Annotated in this window: 20 protein-coding genes and 1 pseudogene; 3 read left to right on the top strand and 18 right to left on the bottom strand. The window is 35.2% G+C overall.

Annotated features, from left to right (window positions below; translation table 11 throughout):
* Positions 1-36 precede the first annotated feature (36 nt).
* A complete protein-coding gene (locus tag CC92_RS0102095) occupies positions 37-690 on the bottom strand; it encodes a ThuA domain-containing protein (RefSeq protein ID WP_029502075.1) in 654 nt (217 codons plus the stop codon).
* Between the two features lie 300 nt (positions 691-990).
* Here CC92_RS0102095 and CC92_RS0102090 point away from each other — a divergent pair, with 300 nt between their 5' ends.
* Both CC92_RS0102090 and CC92_RS0102085 read left to right on the top strand, forming a co-directional pair.
* Positions 991-1,770, top strand: a complete 780-nt coding sequence (locus CC92_RS0102090) for an AraC family transcriptional regulator (protein WP_029502076.1) — start codon at positions 991-993, stop codon at positions 1,768-1,770.
* Positions 1,771-1,914: 144 nt separating this feature from the next.
* Complete coding sequence (locus CC92_RS0102085; RefSeq protein ID WP_029502077.1) at positions 1,915-2,562, top strand: peroxiredoxin; 648 nt, start codon at positions 1,915-1,917, stop codon at positions 2,560-2,562.
* A gap of 157 nt (positions 2,563-2,719) precedes the next feature.
* On the opposite strand, the gene CC92_RS0102080 is transcribed toward CC92_RS0102085, so the two are convergent.
* Positions 2,720-4,243 carry an NAD-dependent epimerase/dehydratase family protein gene (locus CC92_RS0102080; protein WP_029502078.1) on the bottom strand — a complete coding sequence of 508 codons (1,524 nt, stop codon included), beginning with the start codon at positions 4,241-4,243 and terminating at the stop codon, positions 2,720-2,722.
* Positions 4,244-4,610: 367 nt separating this feature from the next.
* Between CC92_RS0102080 and CC92_RS0102075 the strand changes: the two genes are divergently transcribed.
* Positions 4,611-5,189, top strand: coding sequence for a TetR/AcrR family transcriptional regulator (locus tag CC92_RS0102075; RefSeq protein ID WP_029502079.1), 579 nt, complete (start codon positions 4,611-4,613; stop codon positions 5,187-5,189).
* A 177-nt stretch (positions 5,190-5,366) separates the two neighbouring features.
* Here CC92_RS0102075 and CC92_RS0102070 read toward each other — a convergent pair whose 3' ends face one another.
* The 16 genes and pseudogenes from CC92_RS0102070 to CC92_RS0101995 form a co-directional block, all read right to left on the bottom strand.
* Positions 5,367-6,656 (bottom strand): hypothetical protein, encoded by a 1,290-nt coding sequence (locus CC92_RS0102070; protein ID WP_029502080.1) that lies wholly within the window; start codon positions 6,654-6,656, stop codon positions 5,367-5,369.
* Positions 6,657-6,670: 14 nt separating this feature from the next.
* On the bottom strand, positions 6,671-7,507 hold the full coding sequence (locus CC92_RS0102065) for a hypothetical protein (protein ID WP_029502081.1): 837 nt from the start codon (positions 7,505-7,507) through the stop codon (positions 6,671-6,673).
* 14 nt (positions 7,508-7,521) lie between these two features.
* A complete protein-coding gene (locus tag CC92_RS0102060; RefSeq protein ID WP_029502082.1) occupies positions 7,522-8,784 on the bottom strand; it encodes a DUF5716 family protein in 1,263 nt (420 codons plus the stop codon).
* 15 nt (positions 8,785-8,799) lie between these two features.
* On the bottom strand, positions 8,800-12,357 hold the full coding sequence (locus CC92_RS0102055) for a DUF5717 family protein (RefSeq protein WP_155998286.1): 3,558 nt from the start codon (positions 12,355-12,357) through the stop codon (positions 8,800-8,802).
* A gap of 284 nt (positions 12,358-12,641) precedes the next feature.
* A pseudogene (gene tnpA, locus CC92_RS20650) lies at positions 12,642-13,111 on the bottom strand (IS200/IS605 family transposase).
* Positions 13,112-13,328: 217 nt separating this feature from the next.
* Positions 13,329-14,132, bottom strand: coding sequence for a hypothetical protein (locus CC92_RS0102045; protein ID WP_029502084.1), 804 nt, complete (start codon positions 14,130-14,132; stop codon positions 13,329-13,331).
* A gap of 216 nt (positions 14,133-14,348) precedes the next feature.
* Positions 14,349-15,536: a MalY/PatB family protein gene (locus CC92_RS0102040; protein ID WP_029502085.1), complete on the bottom strand. Its 1,188-nt coding sequence runs from the start codon at positions 15,534-15,536 to the stop codon at positions 14,349-14,351.
* A 405-nt stretch (positions 15,537-15,941) separates the two neighbouring features.
* On the bottom strand, positions 15,942-16,850 hold the full coding sequence (locus CC92_RS21345) for a DUF4097 family beta strand repeat-containing protein (RefSeq protein WP_051650634.1): 909 nt from the start codon (positions 16,848-16,850) through the stop codon (positions 15,942-15,944).
* Positions 16,847-17,515 carry a LiaF domain-containing protein gene (locus CC92_RS0102030; RefSeq protein WP_029502087.1) on the bottom strand — a complete coding sequence of 223 codons (669 nt, stop codon included), beginning with the start codon at positions 17,513-17,515 and terminating at the stop codon, positions 16,847-16,849. The genes CC92_RS21345 and CC92_RS0102030 overlap by 4 nt, the downstream gene beginning before the upstream one ends.
* 290 nt (positions 17,516-17,805) lie before the next feature.
* Positions 17,806-19,614, bottom strand: a complete 1,809-nt coding sequence (locus tag CC92_RS0102025) for a hypothetical protein (RefSeq protein ID WP_155998288.1) — start codon at positions 19,612-19,614, stop codon at positions 17,806-17,808.
* 52 nt (positions 19,615-19,666) lie between these two features.
* Positions 19,667-22,261 (bottom strand): hypothetical protein, encoded by a 2,595-nt coding sequence (locus CC92_RS0102020; protein ID WP_029502089.1) that lies wholly within the window; start codon positions 22,259-22,261, stop codon positions 19,667-19,669.
* A 333-nt stretch (positions 22,262-22,594) separates the two neighbouring features.
* Positions 22,595-22,951 carry a 50S ribosomal protein L20 gene (rplT, locus tag CC92_RS0102015; RefSeq protein ID WP_012198480.1) on the bottom strand — a complete coding sequence of 119 codons (357 nt, stop codon included), beginning with the start codon at positions 22,949-22,951 and terminating at the stop codon, positions 22,595-22,597.
* 27 nt (positions 22,952-22,978) lie between these two features.
* Positions 22,979-23,176 carry a 50S ribosomal protein L35 gene (gene rpmI, locus CC92_RS0102010; protein ID WP_029502090.1) on the bottom strand — a complete coding sequence of 66 codons (198 nt, stop codon included), beginning with the start codon at positions 23,174-23,176 and terminating at the stop codon, positions 22,979-22,981.
* A 90-nt stretch (positions 23,177-23,266) separates the two neighbouring features.
* Entirely contained in the window at positions 23,267-23,761 is a 495-nt protein-coding gene (gene infC / locus CC92_RS0102005; RefSeq protein ID WP_029502091.1) for a translation initiation factor IF-3, read from the bottom strand.
* Between the two features lie 386 nt (positions 23,762-24,147).
* Complete coding sequence (locus CC92_RS0102000; protein ID WP_051650635.1) at positions 24,148-24,681, bottom strand: TVP38/TMEM64 family protein; 534 nt, start codon at positions 24,679-24,681, stop codon at positions 24,148-24,150.
* A 212-nt stretch (positions 24,682-24,893) separates the two neighbouring features.
* Positions 24,894-25,730 (bottom strand): MBL fold metallo-hydrolase, encoded by an 837-nt coding sequence (locus CC92_RS0101995; RefSeq protein ID WP_029502093.1) that lies wholly within the window; start codon positions 25,728-25,730, stop codon positions 24,894-24,896.
* Positions 25,731-26,015: the final 285 nt, after the last annotated feature.

Genomic DNA, 26,015 nt, shown 5'->3' with positions numbered 1-26,015 from the left:
CTATAATTCATTGCTTATATGAAATTCTTCTTGTTGCTACTGTCTCGCTGCATAGCAAAATCCACGTCTCATAATCTCATACGCTTCTGGAATATCAAATATATCCGCATGATGTCCGAGTGAGGTATAGAATACTTTTCCTTCTCCAAACATCTTTGTATAAACAACAGGCATTTCTACATTTCCATTCGCAGCATGAGGTCCATCCACTACTGGAAATGTGGTGGTAGCATAGATTTTGATCGCTGGATCAACATGAAGATAATATTGTTCAGAACAAACTTTAAAATCAGAAAGTCCTTTCGTAAAGTAGTCATCATTTGATACATGCACCATGTACTCAACACCATCATTTCCAGGATGAGCTACCCACTGAGCGCCCGTCATAAACTGCCACTCCACCTCATTACGAAACGCATCACACATTCCACCATGACATCCTGCAAGTCCAGTACCTGAGGAAACCGCTAATGATACATTATGTACATAAGAAGATGGAATAGTTCCCATTGTCCAAACTGGAACAATTAAGTTATAACTTTTTAACTTTTCAGCATCTGATAAACATTCTAGGGTATCGTATACTTCTACCAAAAAGCCTTCCTCTTCTAACATTTTTCGAAATACCTTACTAACTAAAACTGGCTCATGACCATCCCATCCACCTTGAACTATTAATGCTTTTTTCATCGTTACTCCTTTCTGCGTGCTCTTGCACGTTTACAACTTGGGAGGTTTAAAATTAGTATCTAATATTTTAGCCTTACCTCTTTTCTACGTTTTTTCGCTACTCATAATATTAGCAATCTTGCCTGCGAATACAAGTAACGATTGACTCCCTTGATTAATTCTTAGTGTAACAATAAAAGGAAATAAGTGAAAGAAAATAGCTTAGATAAAGTAGTCATATTTTTACCTATAAGACATTGTAAGTTATTTAATATTTCTGTATAATATAAATAATAGATGAGCATATAGGGAGGATTATCAGTGAAACTATTTTACGAAAAGAAGTCACAAATGATTAATTTATATGAGGGTACCGATATGACATTTCCTCCTCATCTACATAAGGAAATCGAAATATTGATCTGTAAAAAGGGGGCTGTAGAAGCCACCTGCAATCAACAAACATATATACTACAAGAATCTGAAATAATGGTTGCTTTACCAAATTCAATCCATTCCTATGAGACACCAGATAACTGCGAATATATACTCTGCATTATATCTCCGAGTACACTGCCTATGTTTAAACCTTATTACCAAAAAGAATTTACTTCACCTTTTTTTCAAAAGGAACAGACAAAAAAAATAACACCTTTTATTCAGATGCTATTAGAAGAATGGAGAATCGACCGTAATCAAGAGTTAATGTTAAGTTATCTCTCCGTTATTTTCTCTCTTATCCTAAAACAAGCAACCTTTACAGAAAAAGCAACTTCTCCTTGTTGCGATATCCTCCCTTCCCTATTGCTTTTTGTAGAAGCGCACTATTTAGAACAGTTTACTCTGAAGGATTTGGCTTCCCATTTAGGCTTCCATCCTTCTTATGTGTCACGGTTATTTTCTGAGCGAGTTCATTGTACCTTAACTCATTATGTAATGGAATTGAGAGTTAGTTATGCAAAACACTTGCTTCAAAATACAGAAAAAACTATCACCGAAATAGCATATGAATGTGGGTTTGCTACACAACGTACCTTTAATCGTGTGTTTTTTCAGCTAGTGAAATCATCACCACGGGAATTTCGAAAGGATTTTTTATAACTAGAACGCCTCTCTAGAGTCAATTTTAAACTGCATATCTAAAAAATCTAGGAATAGAACTTATTTTACTTGTCACTCTGCTGTAACGGCTTTATTTCCTCTGCATATCATATTACTGATAAGCTATTCTTTGGAGGCACTTCCTTGGAAAATAATCATCTTAGTATCGGTATGACTGCACCGGATTTCAAAGCAGTAACAACCTTTGGTCCAATGAAAATGTCTGATTATAAAGGACGTTGGGTTATTTTATTTTCTCATCCTGGTGATTTCACCCCAGTATGTACTACTGAATTTATCGCATTTGCACAGCACGCTCCAACCTTCGATAAACTAAATACTAGTCTGATTGGACTTAGTATTGATAGTAATCCATCTCACCTTGCTTGGGTGAATAACATTTACCTAAATACTGGTGTTCAGATTCCATTCCCAATAATAGCGGATCGCTCCGGCGATATCGCAAGGTTATACGGCATGATCGCTCCTGATGTAAGTACTACTTCAACTGTCCGTAATGTATATTTTATTGACCCAAAACAAGTTGTTCGCGCTATCTTAATCTACCCACTCACGAATGGTCGCTGTATCGCAGAAATTATTCGTTTATTACATGCACTTCAGACTACAGATGAATTTAATGTTGTTACACCTGCATGCTGGCACCCTGGCGATCCAGTTATGGTACCCGCTCCTGCCACTTATGATCAATTGGTAAACAGAGAAAACAATCCAACAGGAGAAGGATTAGAATGTAAGGATTGGTATTGGTGTTATAAAGATATACAGTAAATCGAACATAATTGTTCATTCTCCTAGCATTTAAAGCCTAACTAACAATCCGTGCTCTTTGTTATCTACTTTATATCTTATTATGAAATACTTCATCTATGTGAATGCCCAGTAGAATACTATATCCACTTATTAGTAGTATTCTACTGGGCATTTTTTAAACCATAAGTTCATTCACTATCTTTTTATATTCCTTCTGTGGCTCCTCCCCATCATGTAGCGGTTTCCATACTTGCGCAAAAAATGGATCTACCATTGCCCTCCTTCCATAATTCCAACTTTCTCGTTCACATACAGGACACCAGTGACCTCCCTCTAATATAAGCTTTGGACTAGCTTCAAAGGTATGTCCAAATGCACATGTATAGGTAAGCGGAGTACTTAAGTCTCCCTGTTCCATGCTAATTGAATCCAGTTTTCCTCCACGAAATATGGCAGCTTCACTCATATCACTAAGTTTTAACTTGTTCTTAGGTTTTTCTTCGTCATATCCATGGTCCAGCACTGTTATTTGGTTCCAGTCTTTTGGTCTTACCAAGTCATGAACCGATTCTGGTATCTGCTCCCACTCACTTTTACTTCCCCAATATGCAGCAATTTGATTCTCCATATGATTCTCTATAAAGTGTATCGTCCCATGTTCTGTTCTTGCCATCTTTAAAAAAACTTTCTTTAAGATACCTCCCATTAACTTCTGACCACCTGGCAGCTTACAGATAACTTTTGATATCGATGCTGTTATCCCTAAATTCTTAATATACTCTTCATAAAAATACGTCATGGAATCTTGACGAAAATGAAGAAACTCCTCAAGCTTATCTGAATCCAAATAATATTGACCATGAAAATTTTTCGTAGCAAACCATTTTGGGCTAATCACATAATCTAACTCTTTTATCCCAATAGCACCAAATACATCTTGAAACATTGAATAAGTATCAACACGACAAGTCTCACCGCCACCAACATTGTAGATATGTTTCCAAAACTCTGGACTTAACTCTCCTTGATGTTCCATCATACAAAGATTTCGCAGTAACCTCCCCGAATCACGATCAGAAACATATTCCAATACATTATGAAGTCCATTATGGAATAGGATTGGATCATTGATTTTACTCATTGCCGCCCCCATGATCCCAGTTTGTCTAAGACTTACCCAGTAAGTTAATCCTGACTCAATCACAATGCGTTCTGCTGCGACCTTTGACACTGCATAATAATCAAAAATACTTGGTTTTATCGGATCACCTACTCTTCCCCAATGTATCGGAGGCCTTCGATCTCCCGTCTCTGCGACTGTACCAATATACACAAGTTTTGCTTCTGCTAAACGATTTTGCTCCTTGATTGCAGTTAGTATATTTTTTGTGGAACCATAGTTGGTTTTCATTGCAAGAAGTGGATCATAATCTGCTGCCGGTGAAACAAAGGCAGCAACATGTAATATGATATCTGCACGTTTCACACAAGCGAATACCTCTGCATAATTTGTTAAATCTCCCCAATATATTTCCACACCACTTACTTTCTCGTAGGGCTGTATTAACTCTTTCCTTGGATCCATGTGGCGGACCATTAGTATTAACTCAAACTTATCTAGCTCCTTCACCAGTTCTTTCAGAACACTGTATCCCATAGTGCCAGTAGATCCAGTTAATAAGACTCTTGTCTTTTTCATGCTTACCTCCGTTCTGTCGCAATCCTGCGAACTTGGGTAACAGCTCAAACTCGTGTGAGAAAAAATTAGTTTTTCACACGAACTCCTTTTTGTATGCTTTAGCACACATGTCGATAAGCTATTTTTGAATGTTTTATTGTTTCACATCCTCTAATTGAACCCTGTTGACAGTTCCATTTATTTCAACTATCATAAATAGCAAAGAATTTATTGTTACGATTTGATCGGTTATCTTATTACTAATCATATCTACACTGTGTTGGATTAACAACCATCAGTTTAACTTCATCTGTTGTTATCTCAACAAATATTCTGCAGATGTCGTATTACGAACAAAAATTATTCTTTTTGTATGGAGGATTCTTGCATGGCAGAAAAAAGTAACCAAAGAGTGAAATTATCAAAAATGTTATTAAAGAATAGCCTTATAGAAATAATGCATGAGAAACCCGTAGAAAAAATCACTGTGAAAGAGCTCTGTGAGAATGCAGGTATTAATCGCTCCACATTCTATCTTTATTATACTGATCCAGTTTCCTTGTTAGTGGAATTAGAGAATGAAGTTTTAGATAATGCCAAAGAATTTCTCGGAAAAGTGGATTCTAATCAAGATACTCTTCCTTATCTAATTACATTTTTAGATTATATCAAAGATAACTCCATGATTTTTAATACACTATTAAGACCGCAGGAAAACTTATCGTTCCAGACAAAATTTATGAAGGACATCTTAGCTCATCTAAATGCTGCTGTCATGCTAAACTGCCCTCCTGATATCTCAGAATATATCTATAATTTTGTAATTATGGGAAGCTTAAGTGTCATTCAACACTGGATTCAGTGTGAATATAATATTAAAAGCAAGGAAATGGCCTCACTTATTTATCAATTATCAAATACTGCCATTATGAACTATAGAAATACCAATAAAGGTTCTGTAAAATAGCATCATAGAAAAAAATACAAAAAATGCGTCTTAATATAAAGTGAATCCCTTTCCTTAGACAATATCGTTTGTCTGATAACGGAGTTCACTTAATTTTAAGACGCTTTGTTATACTGTTAATATAATCCTTTGTAACAAGTACTATCGCAGATCCATTGTACGACAGCTGTTATTTTCCTATATCATTTCACTCTCATACCCAGGATTTCTAGTTCGTATTCCTTCCAATGAATTACGAACTAAATCCAGTTGTTTCGCACATAAATCGATACGCTCACGAAGCTTTTGTCTACGCACATTAAGTCGGTGACGAACCTCAACCATCTCTTTTTTATCAAGTAAGGCATCTGCTTGATATCCCCAGACTTCTGCATCATCTATCCCATGCTTTCGAAGTTCCTTCACTAACTCTTCTTGATAGTAACCCAATAGTTCGGTATTTTGCTCTAATCGCTCTAATTCTTCCCTCTCTTTTAAAAACAATTGATATCTAACCATAAGCTCTTGGTATCCAGTGGTATGGTATTTCTCATAAGAATATTCTAAGGTTGCAGTACAATTTACATACTTTAATTTTACTTTATTAATTAATGCAACCGCACGATTTAATTTTAGTTCTGCCATCTTTAGCTTATAGGAGCATCTTCTAGTATCGTAGATGATATAGGCAACGAGAAAAACTCCAAAAAAACCAGTCATTATTATTGGCAACGATAAATTAACCTCTACCTTACTATCCAATAAGAATAATCCTGCAAATAAGAAAAGAATCATAATAAAGCCCCAACTTGCTAATTTTTTTAGAAATTTTGTTTTCGAAATTGCCTGTTCTCTGTCGTAATTTAATACACCTTTCTCTCCCTCAAGCTGACGAAGATCTTCTTTAATCAGTTGCTGATATTGTTCCTGCTCCCTTAACTTTGGAAGTTCTCGCTTAATATCCTCCTCCAACCTGTTCATCTCTGCAAACTGAGATTCTGATAGCTTACGATCGATGTTTAGATACATCTTTCTCTCTTTTTCAAAGTTGATTATTTTATTAGCCGCATCCAAATAAGGCTTTTTTTGACCATCTGGAATTTGCTCAATTTTTTGAATATCAGAGAGATAGGCAGTCACTGCTTCATACTCTTGTTTCGTTTCTTCTAGCTGAGCAGTTAACTCAAGTATCTGGCTTTTATGGTCCTTAATCACATTTCCGATGTCTTCCTCTTTTAATTCACCTTGAAATGGATTCAAGCCTTTTGTTTCTAGTAGCTTACTATTTTTCTTATTCTTTGCCTGCTCTTTTTTCCTTTTCCTCTTCTCTCGAAAAGAAAGATTCTCCTCCTCAATAAGATCTTGAGATTGATCCAGGGAGGAACTTGCATACTTTTTTAACGCCTCCTCCACAGACATCTGAACAAAATCTGTAGTTTCTATTCGTTCGTCTTCTATATTCTTCTTTCGAGATGAAAATAAACCCATATCATTCCTCTTTTCTATATACTATCCTTGCGGTATTCTGTTTTTAGCTGAGTAATAAGCTCGTTCAAGCGTTCATAAAACTCTGTGAACTTACCACTTTCTTTTAGCTCTGAAAGTCTTATCACCTCGGCATAAAGTCCAGTATATTCCGAGGCATCCAAGGCATGATAAAGCTCTTCTTCTATTTGTTTTAATAATTCTCTATTATCCACAAGCAATTTAATTTCTCTTTCAAACAAAGCATCCTGATTACTACACCTTAATGCATAAAGATATTGTTTTAGCGACATCTCATTATGATTTCGCTCGTATGCCTCTCGGAATTTTTCTGCAGCTACTTTAAAAGCACCAGTTCTCGTATCTAAGACTCCCAAATTATGAAGGATATCTCCATATTCTTCACTAGTTAACTCCGTAAACTCCCTACTATTTAAAATAGCCATGTATACTTTTCTCGCTTCTTTATACTGATGATGGGAGATACAATAATCCGCTTGTCTTTTTTTTCTTTGTACTGGAGTTAATCGAAATAAAATATCAATTTCAGCAAGTAGTTGATTTATCTCGTTCTTATCATATAAGTCACAACTACAAAGAATACTAACCACTAGATCCTTAATACCAGCTTTCTTTCGCAGCAATTCCTCAAGAAAATCTGCCCTCTCTTTTAGGCCTAATTCTTCTCTAATAAAGACGATTAACTCCTGATTAAATAGTTCCTCACTAATCGTTTCCAGATTATGACAGATATAGTAGCAAAGCTCTTCAATCGTATAGACTAGAGTACCTGTTAGCTTGAAACAATATGGTTCTTTTGCCGTATCCCCTGTACAAAGAATTAATTTTCCCATCGCTATCCTCCTGTCTATAAGGTAAGCATTTGCTCCCAAATACGATAATTTGTCTCATAAAAAACGCCAAATCCAACATCACGAACAGTAACAAGCGCTGTCAATCGATCTATAAAGTGAACCGTTATCGAAAGACGAATCGTCTTATTTTCTCTCTCTAAGAGTCCGTCCAATGATAGTACCTCATGAAGTGGCTCCCTATTTAAAAGATTGGTTACTGTAAAAGATAATTCCTTCGTCTGATCAAGTATAACTGTAACTGTTTTGTTTGCTTTCCACCATGGAGTTCCCGCTTTTACCATTACATAATCTATTTCTTTTGCATTCTCATATAGTCGTAAAGAGATAGTAGATGTAATCATCTCGTCACTAAGGAATAAATAATTTGAGAAGCTATCATCAATAAATCCCTTCGCAGCTAGGCATGCTCCCTTTGCATATAAATTCTGTCCTATAAAAACACGGCGTGATTTACTTAAACGAATTAACACCTCACGAATCCAGTTTCCTTCAAATCCCTTTCCTGTTACAAACACAGCACTTGTTAAACGTTTATACAACACTTGATTGATTAACTTTTCCAGACGGTACACAACACGCTCTAGCGGTTCTTGTTCTAATAGCTCTGGTGTCAGTTCATTACTTAAATCCATACGATTCACAATGATGGCGTATGGCTGCATTCTTCGATTAACGGTTAGATTATAATAAAACAATCCTGTTTCATCGTAAGTAAACAATGAAACATCATGTGCCCAAATTTCCGCCTTCTGGCTAAGTACATAATACATATAGCTTTGCACTTGACTTATAATATGTACCCTACACTTAAGAAGCCCTAATTCCTCTAAGCTTTGATAAATAAGTTCTGTCATGGTCGGTGTAAGATTAGGTACGGTAATTACTAACTTTTGTATGCTGCTATTTAGAAACTGTTGCCTTACTACCATGAATGCTCTTTTAAAAAACTTCGTGAGTAGCATTTCCGGGGTGAAGGTTGCTCCGTAAACTGTTACACTTTCCTTGTTTTCTGCTTTATGAAGTAAATTATCAATTAAGGCTGCCCCCCCAAGATCAAAAAGACGCAGTGCCTCTTCCCCTATCATCCATTCCTTTGTGGATTCCTTGACTGCTAAGCAGGTAGGAAACAATGGATTGGATTGGTTTGGTGTCATAAAAATAGGAATAGCATCTTGGTTCTGCATCTGATAATAATAAATTTGTGAGGTTTCATTGGTAATCTCAAAACCAAGTAATAATTGTTTTCCTTCCCCCATGGTTTCCTCCTCTCTCTAGTGAATAGGTCCGAATAATGTATCAATTGTATATTTTTGCTTTATATAAGTATCTAAAAGTTGCAAAACAGTTGCCTCATCCTTTAACTCTCTCGCTTCGATAATATGATTTAGCCACGTATAACAGTTTTCTTTCGTTGTCTCTTCTTCAAGATTTCCAACTAAAGTTTTACTTTCTGTTATCTCTTCTCCTTGTTCAGTAATTTCTGTAATATAATACTGCAATTCTTCGTTATAGAACAGTATAAATTCTTTAACGTAGATACCATAACACTGATTTTGCATTTCTTCTGTGATAAAAGCATCTTCTCCATTCTCATTTCCATAAGAATAGTGTATCATAACGCGATGTTGGGGATTTGTACGATATTCTACATAACATTTATCAAACATCTGCTGAGGAATGCTCATATTTCTTTGAAACTCTTTAAAAAATGGTAGTACAACTCCCTTCTGAACCAATCTACTCAAATGATAATCAATAAATTTCACTTCATTATCTGTTAACTGTTCCTTCGTGGAATAGTGCTTCAATATTGCAAGTAATGCTACGTCATTCTCCTCATAATTTAGTTCTTTTCGGATAACCTCAAACAATTCTGTTTCTGTAACACGGTCACGTACCAGATATTTATAACTATAAAATGAAAGAAATGCACGGATTAACTTCTTATTACAGCCTTTATTATAATAGGATAAAAATACCTGCATCGCATTCCCAACATAGCTTTCTGCAAATAACATTTGTCCCAAAAGGCGCTCTTCTAAATCAAGGGTATCTATGCCATTTTCTTTAGCTATTTTCCATAATTCATACATCTGGGCTGTCGTGCCATAAAAATATTTCACCAAGTAAGAAAGGCTTGCTTCTTCATACTTCCCTTTCTTAAATAAGTAAAATGTTATTTGCAATAAGATCTCTTTATTTTGCGGTACACCATCTGCATTCGTTAGCAAACGATAACATAATTTCTGAAGCTTCTTTAGCTCAACGCCTTCATACCCTAGCTCCTCCATCGCATGAAGTGCAATTGGATATAATTCACGCAGTATCATAAAATCAATCAACTTATACCGACTTTGTTGCTCAAATACCTTTAAATCAATATTCTTTAGATAACTTTCTAAGATTTCACCTTCAAAATTATCATAATAGTAATGTATTAGCGTTTGAACAAAATCTCTTCGGTATTCCTTGGTTAACGTTGAAAGCTGTGCTACTCTCTTTCTTAGCTCAATTGTATACTCATCAAACTTTTGATAAAATTGTGCTTTCTCTGATAAATATAAAATTAATTCCGCTTGATCAGGGTTTATTGAATAACAAGTTTCTAATAAAGGTGTTAGATGAGTCAACTTCTTTAAAGTGTACGAAATCAAAGTATAATAACGCTTCTCGCTATAATCAATGAAAAATATCTGCGCTTGATCTGTATAGAGATTCACAAAAGCATGACCCTCTATTAATGGAACAATACATTCCTCCTGTAACTCCTTGTGAACAATAGCAACACTCTTAATATTGGGATTTTCACAAGTTACTTCATGAATAAACGCAATTTTAGGTATCATTTCAGCAAGTTCTGTGTCTACTGGTGTATTCGGAAGTAATGCATCTGCCAGAACCATCAGATGGCGATTAAATACACCCGCAAGCAGCTGACGTTTTAAAAACTGTAATATTTCCACGCGATATTGTTCTAAAAAAGACAAATTATCACTATGTTTGGTTAGTAAACAAGCATAATAGAACGCTTTTTTTCTATCTGGAAGCTTATTCTCGTAAGAAAAGTATGAGATTACTGCAGGATGTATCTCTTGATACTCCTCTCCCATACTATAAATATAGTATTCTGGAAGTTCAGTAATTCTTAGCTGCTGTTCCATTCCAAGCTTATAATAACGATGATAGTGAGTTTCTCTCTTATGCCCTCGTATCAAGATACTTATCATCGCATAGAGAGCATCCTTTAATTCAAATTGTTCATAGATCTGGTTCAATATTTTAAGTAAAAGTCTGTGAGGAACCTTACACTTGCTTGCCAAATAAGCTACCGTAGTTGCAGTTTCTTTCTTCAAAAAGTGATTTCTGAGAGCAAATGAGATTACTTGTAATTCAAACGTTTCTAACTCTCTTAACAAAAGAGTATCCTCACGAAGTAAAAGGGCTGCTTCATAATATAAGATTGGGCTATGAATCCCTTGCTCAAAACGCTCCTTCATATCTTTGAATTTTTCTGCCGAATTTGTAGTATACGACTTATTTAAGTATAACTGACACCAAAAGAGAAACAATTCTTTTGGATATTCATCCGCCAATTCCCTTACCTCTTGAAATATACTAAGAGTATCCTGATTTGTTTTTTTGCGTAATGTTGTTAAATATAGAAAAATTCCATATGCCACTGGTTCCGTCTTCTTAAGTTCCTCTTTCTTTTGCTCCAGTGCCTCAAAAGTTGCGGTAACCATCCCTTCTTTTCCTGAAATTAATTTAAGATGAAGGTGGTATAATTCAAAAAGTATATTTTCTTTTTCTCCAGATAGTAAGTTAAGTAACATACTCTCTGCTTCACTTACATATTTCGATGAAGAAATCCTGTCCAAGCGAAAGTTTAAGTAATTCTCTGTCAGCTTTACATAGCAAGACTTCTCTTTTCGTAAAGCAGTTCGCCTACCTACATTTTGTCTGCTACATCGAACGCTAACTTTTATAACAAATCGCTGCAAAGCGACATCGACATAGATGTTGCCACAATGTATCCCTTCCTTCATTCCTTCTGTTTGTACAACAAAATTAAGTTCTGCTTCACCAGCTGTAAAACTCTCTGTTGGTAGTGTATTACTCTGAAGTTTAAGAAATTTCGCATCTGTAGCGACAATAGCTTCAGAGTGCCCCCAGCCTTCCTTTTTGATCATGATCTTATCCATAAAGTTATATGGACCTGCATCATAGCTAAGTTCTGTTTTATCTACCTGATATACAGCAGGTACTTTTTTGTGGGTAGCAATTAGAAACTCTTCGAGTGCTTGGCTGGCAGAACTACTCTTTATGAGTGCTTGATAGAGTGATAGATATTGGTTATCATAATAAGCTATCACTTGTGCGAATTTCTCTGATTGAAAAACATCTTTCGCTTCTTCCCAATTTGTCTGCGCTAGTCCAGCAAATTCAAATAAGTTCTTTATCTTTCCTATGGAAGATTCACAACTTGGCGAAGTGATATGTATCGTAACCGGAAGTACAAATTCACCACAATCTGAAATTATATGAATCTCTTCCTGATAATCGCTAAGAGTCTCCTGATACATAGCTGTAAAACAATACTGAATTGTTGTTACTTCACCAATAAACCGATCATTCTCGATATGTAAGTTTCGATTGGTAGAATATAAGACACCTTTCATCCTAGTATTATGACTATTACGTATAATAAAGGTCCCACTATAAATACTCCCACACTCAACATTGAGTTCTAGCGATTCTTCTGAGAGGATAATCTCAGGTAAATTATAGACAAATACACCCTTTGCTAATTGCTCAATCTTCTCTTTCATCGTTTCACCCCATGCCCTTTTTACCATATCATTATTCCAATAATTATATCATTTTGTGACAATCTTTTCAACAATCATCATCTTTACTATGAACCATATATCATTTTTATCATGAATCATATATCATTTTTATCATGAACTATATAAGAATCAGCACCACCAGTGTGAACTGGTGGTTTGCTCTGCCCCTGTAAGGGGCTATTGCCGGCATGGACCTCAAAGGTCCTTCGAAAGTAAAGGCCCCAACCGCACCACTTTCTCTGGCTAACCCTTACAAGGGTTTATTATTTGCCTTTTATTACTGGCTCACCCGTGAACGGGTCAATAAATTCTTTCAAACTTAGTTGATCTTCTGCTTGGTCATCCATCAACTGGCTTCTGATGTATTCTTCTATTTTCTTTGCATTTTTTCCAACTGTATCTACAAAGTATCCTCTACACCAGAATTTTCTATTTCCATATTTGTATTTAAATTTGAATGTCTATCAAATATCATCAATGAACTTTTTCCCTTCAAATACCCCATGAATTCCGAAACGCTTATATTCGGTGGTATTCTAACTAGCATATGCACGTGATCTTTGCAGCATTCAGCCTCTATAATTTCTACACCTTTCCTTTTACACAATGTACTTAGTATATTTGCAACATCTGCCTTTATACTTCCATAAATTATCTGCCTTCTAAATTTCGGTGCAAAAACAATATGATATTTACATTCCCATGTTGTATGTGATAATGTATTCTTATCCAATTGGATACCTCCTTTGTTATATTTAGTGCGGTTTGAGACCCACACTTATTATAACAAAGGAGTTTTATTATGAAAATGCTAGAAGCCATTGTGATCCACCGGCCTAGCCGGTGGTTTATTAAAGATAGCCCTACAACAAAGAAAACGAGAACAGCCCATATAAGTACTACATGAACTATTCTCGTTCTCATAGAAGGTAAATTAAGCCTCCTATATATTAATTTATTTTAGTGAAATCTGAACTTTCTTCTTCAAAACGATAAATATTCTCTCCTGAAACGGAAACATAATACATGCCTACCAATTGATTCTCTGCACGACCTTCAAATACATTAAAACAATAGCATTCTTCTCCCGCAACCACAGTAGTCCAAGAATCTGCAACGACATTATAATGTGATAGGGTATTCACTAATCCAAGCTTATCCTTTTTTACCTTCTTTAAGAGTTCCAATGCTTCTGCTTCTGTTATCGTATCTTCATTCTGATCTACACTCTCTACATTATCTAATGGAAACTTTGTAAATGCAGTTACATTCCCATCTACATCATAACTATAAAGAGTTCCACTCTTCTTATTCACAATAATAGCTGGCTCCATAGGTCCGTTGGAATCCGATACAACATAAACATAGTAGGATTCACCATCGATATTTAAATGATCATCGGATAGACCTACGCTATATTTTGAAGTATCTAGCTTTGCCAGAACAAGTTTTTGTGCTTCTTCTTCCGAAAGATCTCCTAGTGGGGTCTTCGTTGGCGTTGGAGTCACAGTTACCTCTGGTGTCGGAGATAACGTAATTCCAGGTGCTGGAGTCATTGCTACTGGTGTTGGGAGTGGTGTAGTTGTTACATTGTTACTTGCTTCTGGTGTTATAAGTGTATCATCCACTGCAGTTTGCTTATCCTTTTTATTGCTACATCCCGTAATGGTTAATACAAGTACAAAAGTAAAAAGCACCATGGCGCACTTTAACTTACGATTCCATAGGAACACTTTCTCTCTTTCCTTCTTCATATTGAATCCTCCGTTTATTCATACATATCAACTGTTATTCTCTTACTCTCACTTCTCTTTCAGTCCTTATCCCAAGATATCTAAAGAAATACATTTTCTGCACCCGCCCCCTAATCTAAGGACTTTCTACCTATAGTATAACACCTATTTTTAAACTATCCGTTAAGTTTATATTGATGATTTATTAAATTTACGTCTGTTTTCAATGTTTTTACCTTAATTCAGAAAAAGCAACTTTAATTGATTCATTGCCTTTTCTAAATAAGCTCTAGGAGTTGCAATGTTAATTCGTTCAAAGCCTTCCCCTTCTTCTCCAAACATCGATCCAGAATTTAACCACAGCTTTGCTTCTTTCACAATCTTTTCTTCAAGCTCTTCTTTTGATAACTGGTATGCTCTAAAATCAAGCCATAGAAGATAAGTTCCCTCTGGCTCAATGAGAGATACCTTTGGCAAATGCTCCTTTACAAACTCTCTTACAAAATTAAGATTTCCTAATAGGTACTCATTTAGTTCCTCTAACCATGGCTTTCCAAACTCATAGGCAGCTTTGCATGCTACCATTCCAAAGATATTTGGTTCATCATAGCCATTGCTTTTTATCTCCTCATTCACCTTTTCTCGGAGCTCATTATTTTCAATAATAACATTAGAGACTTGTAACCCAGCTAAATTAAAAGTCTTTGTTGGTGAGGTACATGTAATTGTCATATCAGAAAATTCTTTGCTAATCGAAGCAAAGCATGTGTGTACAAAACCTGGGTAAATAAAGTCAAAATGGATCTCGTCAGAAACAACAACGACACCATATTTTCTACAAATATCACCCATCGCAATCAGTTCATCCTTCGTCCATACTCGTCCAACTGGATTATGTGGGTTGCATAAGATAAATAGTTTTACATTATGTAACCTGATTTTTTCTTCAAAGTCTGCTAAGTCGATCTCATAATGAATGGACCCCTGCGACTTTACTTCTTTTAAAGGAGAATTTATCAATCTACGATTATTTTTTTCAACCATCTTTGTAAAAGGGTGATACACAGGTCTTTGTATTAAGACAGAATCTCCATCTTTCGTAAGAGCACGTATCGCCATCGCTATAGCAAATACCACTCCTGGTGTATTCACATACCACTCTTTTTTTGTTTTATAATTATGTTCTTTTTCCATAAAGGAGATAACAGTATCCCAATAATTCTCCTTTGGCATGGAGTAACCATAAATTCCATGCTTTGCACGTTCCACAAGGGCATCTGTGATTTCTGGTACAGTTTCAAAATCCATGTCCGCTACCCAAAGTGATAGCTCCTCACCAGAATACCCCCATTCCTTTGCAAAATCGTATTTAACACAATTGGTACCTGCCCGCTCTATCCATCTATCAAAATTATATTTCCCCATAGTTTAATCCTTCTTTCGTTACTTTGTACGCGTATTTTATCACGATATCCATAAAAATGCAATCTTGCTAAGAATTTGTCCACAGGATGTGAAAATTTTACGAGAGACGAGAAACATCCTCATGAGTATATTAGTAATAAAAAACTGTCTCAAAAAGATTGGATAACCTAATATGGTAAAAATATGTTCTACCTCTTAGATGATACAATGATTTTAAGACAGCTATCAAAGTTTTTTAAGTACTAGGCATTTTAAATCCTAGTTTTTAAATCTTTATAATCCTATTTTATTAATCCTTGTTTTTTATCTAGCTTTTAATCCTAATTATTAATCCTTGTTGTTAATCCTTATTTTTAACTCTTATTTTTTATCCCTATTTTTAACTCTTAAAGATTAATATTATATTTATTCACTATAAAAATCAATAACAATCCGCCCAGAACCGCCATCGATTCTTATTTCATTGTTAGCATCGCTATTTCGATCTTTATAATCATCTTCACTTTTTCCGTCAATCCATAACCCGCCAGAACCACCGTCACAATCGATACTGTAATCCTCACGTTTTCCCACTAACTCAAAGGAATTTCTACCACTACCACCATCAAGGTATGTCTCTCCAAGCAATTGACCGGAATAGGAGAGAGATCCTGAACCACCGTCAATCTCAACGTCGGTAAATATTGCGTTCTGGAGTTTTATATCCCCTGAGCCACAATCCATCTTTCCTTTTTTAAACTCCACATATTCTAGTCGGTTTGATCCTGATCCAAAATTAATATTTGCCTTTTTAGCATATAGATTGCGCCCAACAAAGCTTCCAGAACCACCATCAATAATCATATAATCCGCAGTTAAATCTTCAACCTCCATAGCAGCGGAACCACCATCAAGTTCAACTCTTCCTGCAGTAAAGTCACGCGGTACCGTCACAAGGATCTCCATATCATGGTTCCAATCCCCTGCTAAACCGAATATCCAGGAAATATAAAATCTATTCTTATCTTCGATTACGAGTGTACCATCAGAAGTAACCTTTACCTCTAGAGTATCTGGTACATTTTTCACTTCTACAATGACCTTCTCGGTATCACCACTTACTATGGTAAGCTTCTTATCATGATTAGAGATATTTAGATTTTTTACATTGTCAAAATCCTTAGTAAAACTAACATAATTCTTATTATCTTCATAGGAGTTAAATCCGTAACCAACTCCGGATACTACAGCAACAATGCTAGATAAAATACCTACCATAAGAAATGCTGCAAACCCCATAGCAAAATACTTAATCACTCTTTGTAAAGGACTCATCGGATATCTACACCTCCAAACATACAAGTCGCATTAATATAGATTGTTGGTACTTCTCCTGATACTCGTCTGCGGTGATTACTTACTCCACCGAAGAAGGAGCTGGAAGATACCTTAACACGAATATTTTCTGGAACATAAATATCAATACCACCAAAGATTGAGGTTGCATCAATACAAACATTCTCCTCAATAATAGCACTTCTTAAATCAAGTTTAACGCCTCCAAAGATAGAATTTAACTCTGCTCCTTGAAATCGTTGGTTTGAAAATTGCACCGTATTCCCACTAAAGGTAGCTGCATAACTACATTCTTTTGGTATCGGTATCTTCACTTTGCTGCTTCCATTAAATGCAGTACGTACTAAAATATTAAGTCCGATAATAATTAAAACAACAGGAACAATAAGCTTTCTTACGGTATCTGCTAAGAAAATACCCTGACTGTTTAACAGTAACATAATACCAACTACCAGACCAATGAGAGAAAATCCTCCAAATCCATTACTGATGATTGAGATACCACAAGGAACGATTAAAAACAAGGTCCACCATCCTGGGAAAAATAATGATACATCCCACCAGTGAAACACATTTCCTGCAATTATAACACCAAGAGCCATCCAAAATAAGCCCCATAATACATTCGATATCCGATGCCGCATAACAAACCTCCTCCTTATTATTTTCAGGCAATTACTTCATGAATCTGTTTTCCCTTCGCCTGACACGATCTCTCTTCTTATGTAATCATATTATTACAGCACCCCTTTTCTTGCAAGTTAGAATTCTATTAGAATCATTAAAAAGCGAGAACACTCTTGATTTCATAGGAAGCATATTTGCCTCTTATAGAAGTATCAAGATGTCCTCGCTAATTGTATTAAACCTACAAATTATTCTCTTTCCTAGAACTTCTCATCCTAAACTACATGATAAGTAGATGAGATTTGCCCTATTCATTTTCCTTAGCTTCTGCTTGAGGATTCGTAGTTTCCTTTGAAGTAGCAATTTCCTCTGAACTAACAGTTTCCATAGAAGTTACAGATTTCACCATTCCTACTTTTCTGGCTTTATTTTTTCTAAGAAATAAAAATATTATTACCCCAGCAGCTCCCACTAATGCCACGACGATAACAACTACGATAACATAAAACAATACATTCGCTTTTTCTATTGCTACCGAGACCGAAACAGTTCCTCCATAGGTTGATATACTTTCTGTATAATATCCATTCTTCTGAATTCTTTCCGTTTCTTTTCCTGTAAGAACTTTCTCGTTGGAATGGTAGTACGTTACCTTTAGAGAATCTGGAACCATTATCTTATAATTAACTTCACAATCATCCATTGGAACTAAGCCCGATAACATAAACACATGATCAAAAGTATAAACCTTAGTTTTACGGTTAGAAAGAGAAGACTCCTTCACCTGCAAAACGTTAGATTTATCACTATAACTTTCCCCTTTATCGAATTTCTTGGTAAAGGTAACTACCACAGCGTCTCCTTGCTCTTGATAAGCTATCTCCTGATCTAGGTCTTTATAAAACTCTTTACATTTCGCCTCATCAATGTCACAGCCATTTGGTAAAAAAGAAAACTCAGTTGTTAGCTTTCCGGACATATCATCTTCTAGGATACATTTGACATCAATATCCTTAACCATAACAGACTGCTCTGCTTCAAAGTTACTGCTAAAAGAACTATCATAATAACAGGCACCTTGATAATTATATTTTGCATCCGCTACCTCACTAGCAGCCTGGTAAGAAGTAAAATCATACCAGTCATAGTTAAGATTTTCTGGCACTGACAAATACACATCAATATAATCGGTATCCATCCTTAATGCTTTAAAAAGATTACCAAGGTTATAATATTCCTCTAACTCATAAGAGAAAGCAAAAATAGAAGAATCCGTAACTGATAACTTAACCGGTGGCTCTGACACATCATTTTCTCCGTCTGAATTCATAACGGATAATAAGAATTGATTTATCTTTTCAAGATTATCCAAACGATAAGTTATCGTACCTGTTGTAGCATTGTATTCTACATTTTGATCAAATTTTTTAAAATAGGAAAGTATATCATCTTCTTTTATCCCTACGAGATCCTCAGTATTTAGGTATATTTCTAATGTCTTTCTTGCATTGGAATTAATATCATACTCCGAAAAACACTTAACCTTTGATACACCTACAGTTGTCGTCTTCTCCATGGTAGGTTCCTGATATCCAGAGTAAACTTCTTCTCCATCGTAATTTAAATAACGATAACCCCAGGAATATATCTCAGAAGAATCATAACTGCAAATTCCTGATTCATCAATAGCATTTAAAGCCCAACCAATAAAAAGTGCTTTATCGGTTAAATCCTTATATATTATCTTATGTGTAAAATAATCGGAAGTATCTGTAAATTCTGCGAGACCTTGGGTTCCAAACAGTGTAGCTATCTTATTATTATAGTCATTTGAATCCTTAAATGCTATTTTATAAGAATACGTATAATCAGAATTGGTTTCATCATAAACTACAGATAGCTCAAGCCCTTCAGGTGCCTTATCTAGCAATAATTGATTTAATGCATCAAAACCACCATTCAGGTACTCTGCTTCGGAAGAGGAAGCTACCGCAGTTACGATAAGCTCTCCAGAACCATCTTTATTGATATTCGTCGTTGTTGTGATTTCAGCACCACAGGCAGAAAGCACAAGCATACAAAATAGAGATACTAAAAACAATTGTATTTTTTTCATATTGATATCAATGCCCCTTTCTAAAGTTGGAAAGAAATATATTCTTTCCAACTTACCCCTCAACTTTTTTGTTTGATGTTAGATAGCGAATCTGAGTGGAGATATTCGTCAATTCTGCTTTCTCTGCATCATAGAGGTAGTAATCCCCATACTCAGTAAAGGTCACTAAAAACTTAGTTCCTTCCCTATTGATTGCTTCTGCAGAGACCATATCTGGAAGGGGAACAGGGCTTTCCTTCCCATTTTCTATAATGACGCAATAGGATTCATACTCTCTTATCATATTTCTAACATAATATCTGATCTTGGTATCTCCAACCGGTGAAACTAATTTACCTGCATCCACCAAATAAAGTTTTGCTGTGAAATCATCTTTAGAATCTAGTATATATTCTGGTGTCTGTTCCTTCACTACTTCCATAGTTTTTGACTTAAGATTGTAGCTACGGATAGAACTATCCACTAGATACAGATTCTCATCTGATTCGTCGAAATAAAAATCGGCATATTCATAATTCGTTATACCATCTAATACAGTAAAATTATTCTCTTTTTTATCATATAACGTGACATCTCCATCTACTAAAAACACTAGTTTATCAAATTCAGTGGTAGCACAAAGTAATTGATCAAAGCTGACCTTTTGCTTATATAGCTCTTTCCCTTTACTATCTAATAACATAGCACTATTCTGACTAACTTTTAATATGCGTTCGGATGTCTTGGAGAAATGATAATCAGAATCGCTAAAATATGATTCCTCATCAAGACTAATTTTTTTCACCTTACCTTTTTGGTAAGCGTATATTCTGCTATAATCACGAAATACGAATCCGTCGGAAAAAACATCGATATTTTCCGGGTCTATCATGGTGTAAGCTTCTTCTTTGGAATAGTTCTCTTTTCCAGTAAAAGAGCCACTTTCCACAGAGCCAGATTGCTTCTTCGTCATTACAAGAAATGTAAGACATACAAGGATCGATAATGCTATCAGTACTGACATATTAAGATGCTTCCATGTTCCAACTAATAATACTTCCTCTTTACTGCCCTTTTTATAAAGCAAATTCGGGAAGTAATAAGCACAAGCTGCAGCTCCTACGGATACTAGAACCAGTACGAATAAACTTAAGAGAATATTTACTTTAATTCCTACTCCTACCTCTGCCTCTCCCAACATGCTTAGTGATATACTCACTTTTGAGATATAATAAAAAGCAAATTGTATTACTAGGATAATTCCAGACAAGATTCCAACATTTATTATGTAATTCTTCTTATTCGATTTGTCGAATTTTAGATAAGTCTGATAGAGCAGATACCAAAGGAAAATACACCATGTAAGTGCCAATAAAATAGAACATACAACTTGAACTCCACTTAATGAGCTTCTTAAGGTATCTACCTCTCCTCTGTTAATTGTCTGAATTCCACCAAAAGATAATGAATTTGCTGCAATAAGAAATATATTCGGTAGAGAAAGCAAAACAGTCCCTATTTGTTTCCACATATTAGAACGTATTACAGTTATCAGAATAATTAAGATAGATACCACGATAACCCCAATACTGTATTTCATATAATATTGCTTTAAGCTCCACAAAACACTTCCTGCTGTCAGTATTTTTCTATCTCTTAGTTTTAAGATTCCAGTAATGATGTAACACGATATTAAGGTAACCAAGATTGTTCCAAAAATGGAGCTCAGTGCGCCATAGGATAATTTCATTGCAAATAATTCGTTCTTCGCTACATTCACCCGGATGAAGGATGTTGCAAAGTATAATATAGCTAAAACCAAGCTAAAATTCAGTGTTATTGGTAATACTTTTTTAGTTTTAAAAACAGGTTCCTCAGAAAATAAAAATTTTAAGGAGGACCTTATCGACTGATGACTTAACAGTTTCCAAGCGATAAACATTGATGCAAATGGAATCAATGTTAATATCAAAATATGTACATTCATACCTAATACTACACTTCCGCCCATCGTCGACACAGATAATCTTAACGTATGTAAATATGACATTCGTAAAAGTCGATAAAAGGTTAGGAATCCTCCTTTTGAGTCTTCCACATAGGAACCTACCATCTGACCCCACAATAAATTGATCTGATTCTTTAATATGAGATTCGCGATAATTGCTATAACCACCGATAATAATGTTGATAAGATTAATGTTGCAACAAGTAAAAACGCTGATTCTTTTATCGTTGAAACACTTATCATTTCTTTTCCAGTACCTTTTACGAAATCATTTAACTTCTGGATTCCAAATTGTTGGAAATTTTTTAAACTTGGAGAGAGAGCTTTTTTTAGACTTGTATTATTTTCGCCTTGCTTCTCTTCCTCTTTGGATGATTCATTTTCACTTAATTTCTCTTCTATTACTGATTCTTGTGTCTCTACGAAAATCTCTTGCTTCGCTGATAATATTTCTTCTGTTAATTCTTTTTTTGTTATCTCTTCTTCTGTTACCTCTTTCTCCTCTTGTTTTTCCACTATCATTACTTTTGGTTCTTGTGTGTTATCCGCTAAATCCCGTGATTCTTTTATCATTTCATTTGTTGCCTCTAAGGTATCACGGCACGTTTCACAGACCCCATCGACATTCTCTGTGAATTTCCCACAATGTTGACAATACATAGAATTCCCTCATTTCCATTTTTTATTATACGCTACAGTGATAATATACTATTTTATAACATAAATGTCAATTTGTGTCATATCATTTGCTGATTATAAAAATCATACATGGTAATAAGAGAAAACAGAAACATGATTACTGTTCCAACAACATAATGTTGCCAATTAATTCCGTGAAAGCATCTTACACTATCTGTATTTGTATTTTTGTTGGAGATATGAGTAAACATTTCTCAAAGAAACTTAATACACAAAAAAAAGAAGAAGCATTTACAACATAACTATGAAAGTTATCTTGTAAATGCTCCTGCTCTATAAAATCACCGAAGTGTATTAAGCTAATTTAGATTTTGCTACTTCAACTAAAGCCTTGAAGCCTTCTGCATCATTTACAGCAAGTTCAGCTAACATTTTTCTGTTAACAGAAACCTCAGCTAACTTTAAGCCGTACATAAATTTGCTATAAGAAAGACCATTCATTCTTGCAGCTGCATTGATTCTTGCAATCCATAACTGTCTGAACTGTCTCTTTCTCTCTTTACGTCCTGCGAAAGCGGAAGTTAAAGCTCTCATAACGGACTGCTTTGCTACTCTATACTGCTTACTTCTGGCACCTCTGTAACCTTTTGCAAGCTTTAATACTTTATTATGCTTCTTCTTAGCGTTTAAGCCGCCTTTAATTCTTGCCATCGTCTATTCCCTCCTTGTTACCTAATCTTAGAGATATGGTAAAATCTTCTTCATGTTCTTTTCGTTACTTGGATCCATCATTGTTGCTTTTCTAAGATTTCTCTTTGTTTTGTGGGACTTCTTAGTCAAGATATGCTGTTTTCCCGCCTTCATTCTCTTTAATTTACCTGTACCGGTTACCTTAAAACGCTTAGCTGCAGCTTTGCTTGTCTTTAATTTAGGCATGATATTTCCTCCTTAAAATTCGGTTGCACATAATGCACTAACCTTTGATTTTATAATGACAATAGGGTTACACCATGTGCTCCTATTGTTCTATCGTTTTTCAGTCAAAAACATAAAAATGCTTCTGCCTTCCATTTTTGCTGGTTTCTCAACAACTGCCACGTCCTGAAGCATCTCATAAAAACTGTCGAGAATCTGTCTTCCGGAGCTAATGTGAGCCATCTCTCTTCCTCTGAAACGTAGAGATACCTTAACCTTATCCCCCTTGGTGATGAACTTTCTTGCTTGATTGGCTTTTGTGCTCAAATCATTGTCATCGATGTTCGGCGTTAAACGGATTTCTTTCACGTCAGTCACTTTTTGCTTCTTCTTGGCTTCTTTTTCTTTTCTAGCAAGCTCATAACGGTACTTACCGTAATCAACAATTTTACATACTGGTGGCTTTGCTGTAGGGGCAATCTTTACTAAGTCAAGATTTGCATCCTGCGCCATCTTCAATGCGTCCTTTGCTGACACTACACCAAGTTGTTCTCCATCTTCTCCGATAAGACGAACCTCTCTGTCTCTGATTTGCTCATTAATCATTAATTCGCTAATAGTTCTGCACCTCCATAGGATTATAACACTTGTTACGGTTTATTTTTCCTTAACATAAAAAAAGTGAATAGCATGCTATCCACTTTCAAATCTCTTAAACGATACAATGTATCTAAGAACCTAGTTCTATCATTGTATACTTTAGAAAATTGTAACCCGTTCGCCTACTTGCTTGGGGTGAGAGTGGATACTCTACTTGCTATGCTTGATACTTTCTTTCCGTATCAAAGCTTTTATATTATATAACAAAAATTCAATACTGTCAATGTTATTTTTTATTTTTTATTACCTTATATAGTATTTTTATTTTTTTATTACCTTATGAATACTGGTTATCAATCCCCTGCATTTCGTTTGCTTACTCTTGGCTGGATCTAATTACTCATAATAGTATCCTGATCTCTCCTTTTTTCTCTTCTGGTATAAAGTTTAGCCACAATAAATAATGCCACAAGTTCCATTATGATGAGCTCAACTCTATTTAAGGAGCAAATCCTTGCAATCTGCCCTGAAAAAGCAATCATACCAACCGAAATAATTTTTGAAATTACTGCAATCCCCATAAACACAGAGTATTTGATACCAACGAAAGGAGAACCAATACAAATTATTTCATCAGGTAAAATTGGAACAATAAACAAAATTCCAATGATATATATTTTATATCTACAAACATACTCTTGAAAGAGCGCTACTTTTTTCTCGCATTTCATTTTACGAATAAGAAAATTTGAACCTTTCTTCGCAATCCAGTACATAACACCGATGCCAAGAATTGCTCCAACTACCCCTAAAATAAAACTTTTTATCGGACCTATCTCAACACTTCCCCATAATACAGTCACCATCTCTGGAATAGGGAGGCAGATTGGTTGTAATACGCATAGGATAAAATACACCACTTCCATACTATTCTTCCTCCGTAATTATACTTACAACAATTACGATAAGGTTTCACGTATCTATTCCCATGTTCCATGAAAAACTATTGATATAAAGCTTATCTCCCTACTATAGCTATCTCATTATACACTACAGCTTATAGAAAAAAAAGCATTACTTAATGAACCAGAATGAATTTAATTATTGCTTCTTAAATATTTTATATTAAAATAAGAAATTAAAACTCCAAACTATCACCTGTATGGAAATATTGCAATTGCTCCCCTAACTCTTCTTTTAGTAAGACGAATGCTTTATCACCTGTGCAATGACAGGTATAGATATTTTTCACTCCAGAAGATAAAAGTTCTTTTCCAAGTTTCCTAACTTCCTCCTCACTAAGACGCATCGTGTTAGGTCCAAGCAAGCCCATTAGATGAAACCCTCCTATTACAGCTAGTATCTCTTGATTAGGGAAAACCTCTTTTACTTCCTTTATAATATTTTCTATTCCACCGTGACTGCAGCTATTTAGAATCACAAGTCCTTCCTCGCTTTCAAATACCAGGCTCTGCTCATGAGAAAAATCATCTAACTGATAATGGCTATTTACCTTTCGGTACATATTCATTGCCTTTCCACGCTTTTCTAAGTCTTTCGTCGTATGGGCGATTAGTGTAACTCCCTCATCTATCTTGTGATACCCTGTTACATAAATAAAACGGTTCGGATATTCTGATAATAAATCCTCTGGTAATCCAATGTACTTTTTAATCCATAGTTTCTTGATATAATATTGCTCCTTTGCCTCTTTCCTAAGATAAACTTTTGCTTTCTGATTGCACTTAAAAAAAGCCTTATATCCACCAGAATGGTCCATATGAGCATGAGATAATATACCTGCATCTATCTCATCTAGGTCGATATTTAATGTCTTTGCATTTGTTATAAATAAGTCAGATGCTCCGGTATCTAATAAGTAGTTCTTTCCCTTATAGGAGATATGCACACATAACCCATGCTCATTTAATAAATCCCCCTTGGAAGTATTCTCTATCAATGCTGTAATCTTCATATTTAACCTCAATTCTGAATTATTTTTTTCTTAACTTTTCCATTGCCTGCTTAAAAATATCTTTTTCCTTCTCTTCCTCTTTACCACCCATAACATGATAAGAGATTAACATCCCAGCCTCCATTGTATAGGTTACTCCTAAGATTTATATGTATTTTTTTATACTTCTTATCCATTTCCTCATTACTAGCTTTTGAGGAAAAATTTTAGACAGGAAATGCATGTATTTGACATAGAAGGTACACACAGACATATCTCTTCCCTTCTTTTTCTAACCCATATGGA

This window comes from Lachnoclostridium phytofermentans, from assembly GCF_000733755.1.
GTDB lineage: Bacteria > Bacillota > Clostridia > Lachnospirales > Lachnospiraceae > Lachnoclostridium > Lachnoclostridium phytofermentans_A.
This window is presented reverse-complemented; position numbering and strand designations above follow the sequence as displayed.

Excerpts from the sequence above, each read along its gene's own strand:
- CC92_RS0102095 (WP_029502075.1), bottom strand. The coding sequence starts at position 690 with ATGAAAAAAGCATTAATAGTTCAAGGTGGATGGGATGGTCATGAGCCA.
- CC92_RS0102080 (WP_029502078.1), bottom strand. The coding sequence starts at position 4,243 with ATGAAAAAGACAAGAGTCTTATTAACTGGATCTACTGGCACTATGGGA.
- CC92_RS0102075 (WP_029502079.1), top strand. The coding sequence starts at position 4,611 with ATGGCAGAAAAAAGTAACCAAAGAGTGAAATTATCAAAAATGTTATTA.
- CC92_RS0102070 (WP_029502080.1), bottom strand. The coding sequence starts at position 6,656 with ATGGGTTTATTTTCATCTCGAAAGAAGAATATAGAAGACGAACGAATA.
- CC92_RS0102065 (WP_029502081.1), bottom strand. The coding sequence starts at position 7,507 with ATGGGAAAATTAATTCTTTGTACAGGGGATACGGCAAAAGAACCATAT.
- CC92_RS0102060 (WP_029502082.1), bottom strand. The coding sequence starts at position 8,784 with ATGGGGGAAGGAAAACAATTATTACTTGGTTTTGAGATTACCAATGAA.
- CC92_RS0102055 (WP_155998286.1), bottom strand. The coding sequence starts at position 12,357 with ATGAAAGAGAAGATTGAGCAATTAGCAAAGGGTGTATTTGTCTATAAT.
- CC92_RS0102045 (WP_029502084.1), bottom strand. The coding sequence starts at position 14,132 with ATGAAGAAGGAAAGAGAGAAAGTGTTCCTATGGAATCGTAAGTTAAAG.
- CC92_RS0102040 (WP_029502085.1), bottom strand. The coding sequence starts at position 15,536 with ATGGGGAAATATAATTTTGATAGATGGATAGAGCGGGCAGGTACCAAT.
- CC92_RS21345 (WP_051650634.1), bottom strand. The coding sequence starts at position 16,850 with ATGAGTCCTTTACAAAGAGTGATTAAGTATTTTGCTATGGGGTTTGCA.
- CC92_RS0102030 (WP_029502087.1), bottom strand. The coding sequence starts at position 17,515 with ATGCGGCATCGGATATCGAATGTATTATGGGGCTTATTTTGGATGGCT.
- CC92_RS0102025 (WP_155998288.1), bottom strand. The coding sequence starts at position 19,614 with ATGAAAAAAATACAATTGTTTTTAGTATCTCTATTTTGTATGCTTGTG.
- CC92_RS0102020 (WP_029502089.1), bottom strand. The coding sequence starts at position 22,261 with ATGTATTGTCAACATTGTGGGAAATTCACAGAGAATGTCGATGGGGTC.
- rplT (WP_012198480.1), bottom strand. The coding sequence starts at position 22,951 with ATGGCAAGAATTAAAGGCGGCTTAAACGCTAAGAAGAAGCATAATAAA.
- rpmI (WP_029502090.1), bottom strand. The coding sequence starts at position 23,176 with ATGCCTAAATTAAAGACAAGCAAAGCTGCAGCTAAGCGTTTTAAGGTA.
- infC (WP_029502091.1), bottom strand. The coding sequence starts at position 23,761 with ATGATTAATGAGCAAATCAGAGACAGAGAGGTTCGTCTTATCGGAGAA.
- CC92_RS0102000 (WP_051650635.1), bottom strand. The coding sequence starts at position 24,681 with ATGGAAGTGGTGTATTTTATCCTATGCGTATTACAACCAATCTGCCTC.
- CC92_RS0101995 (WP_029502093.1), bottom strand. The coding sequence starts at position 25,730 with ATGAAGATTACAGCATTGATAGAGAATACTTCCAAGGGGGATTTATTA.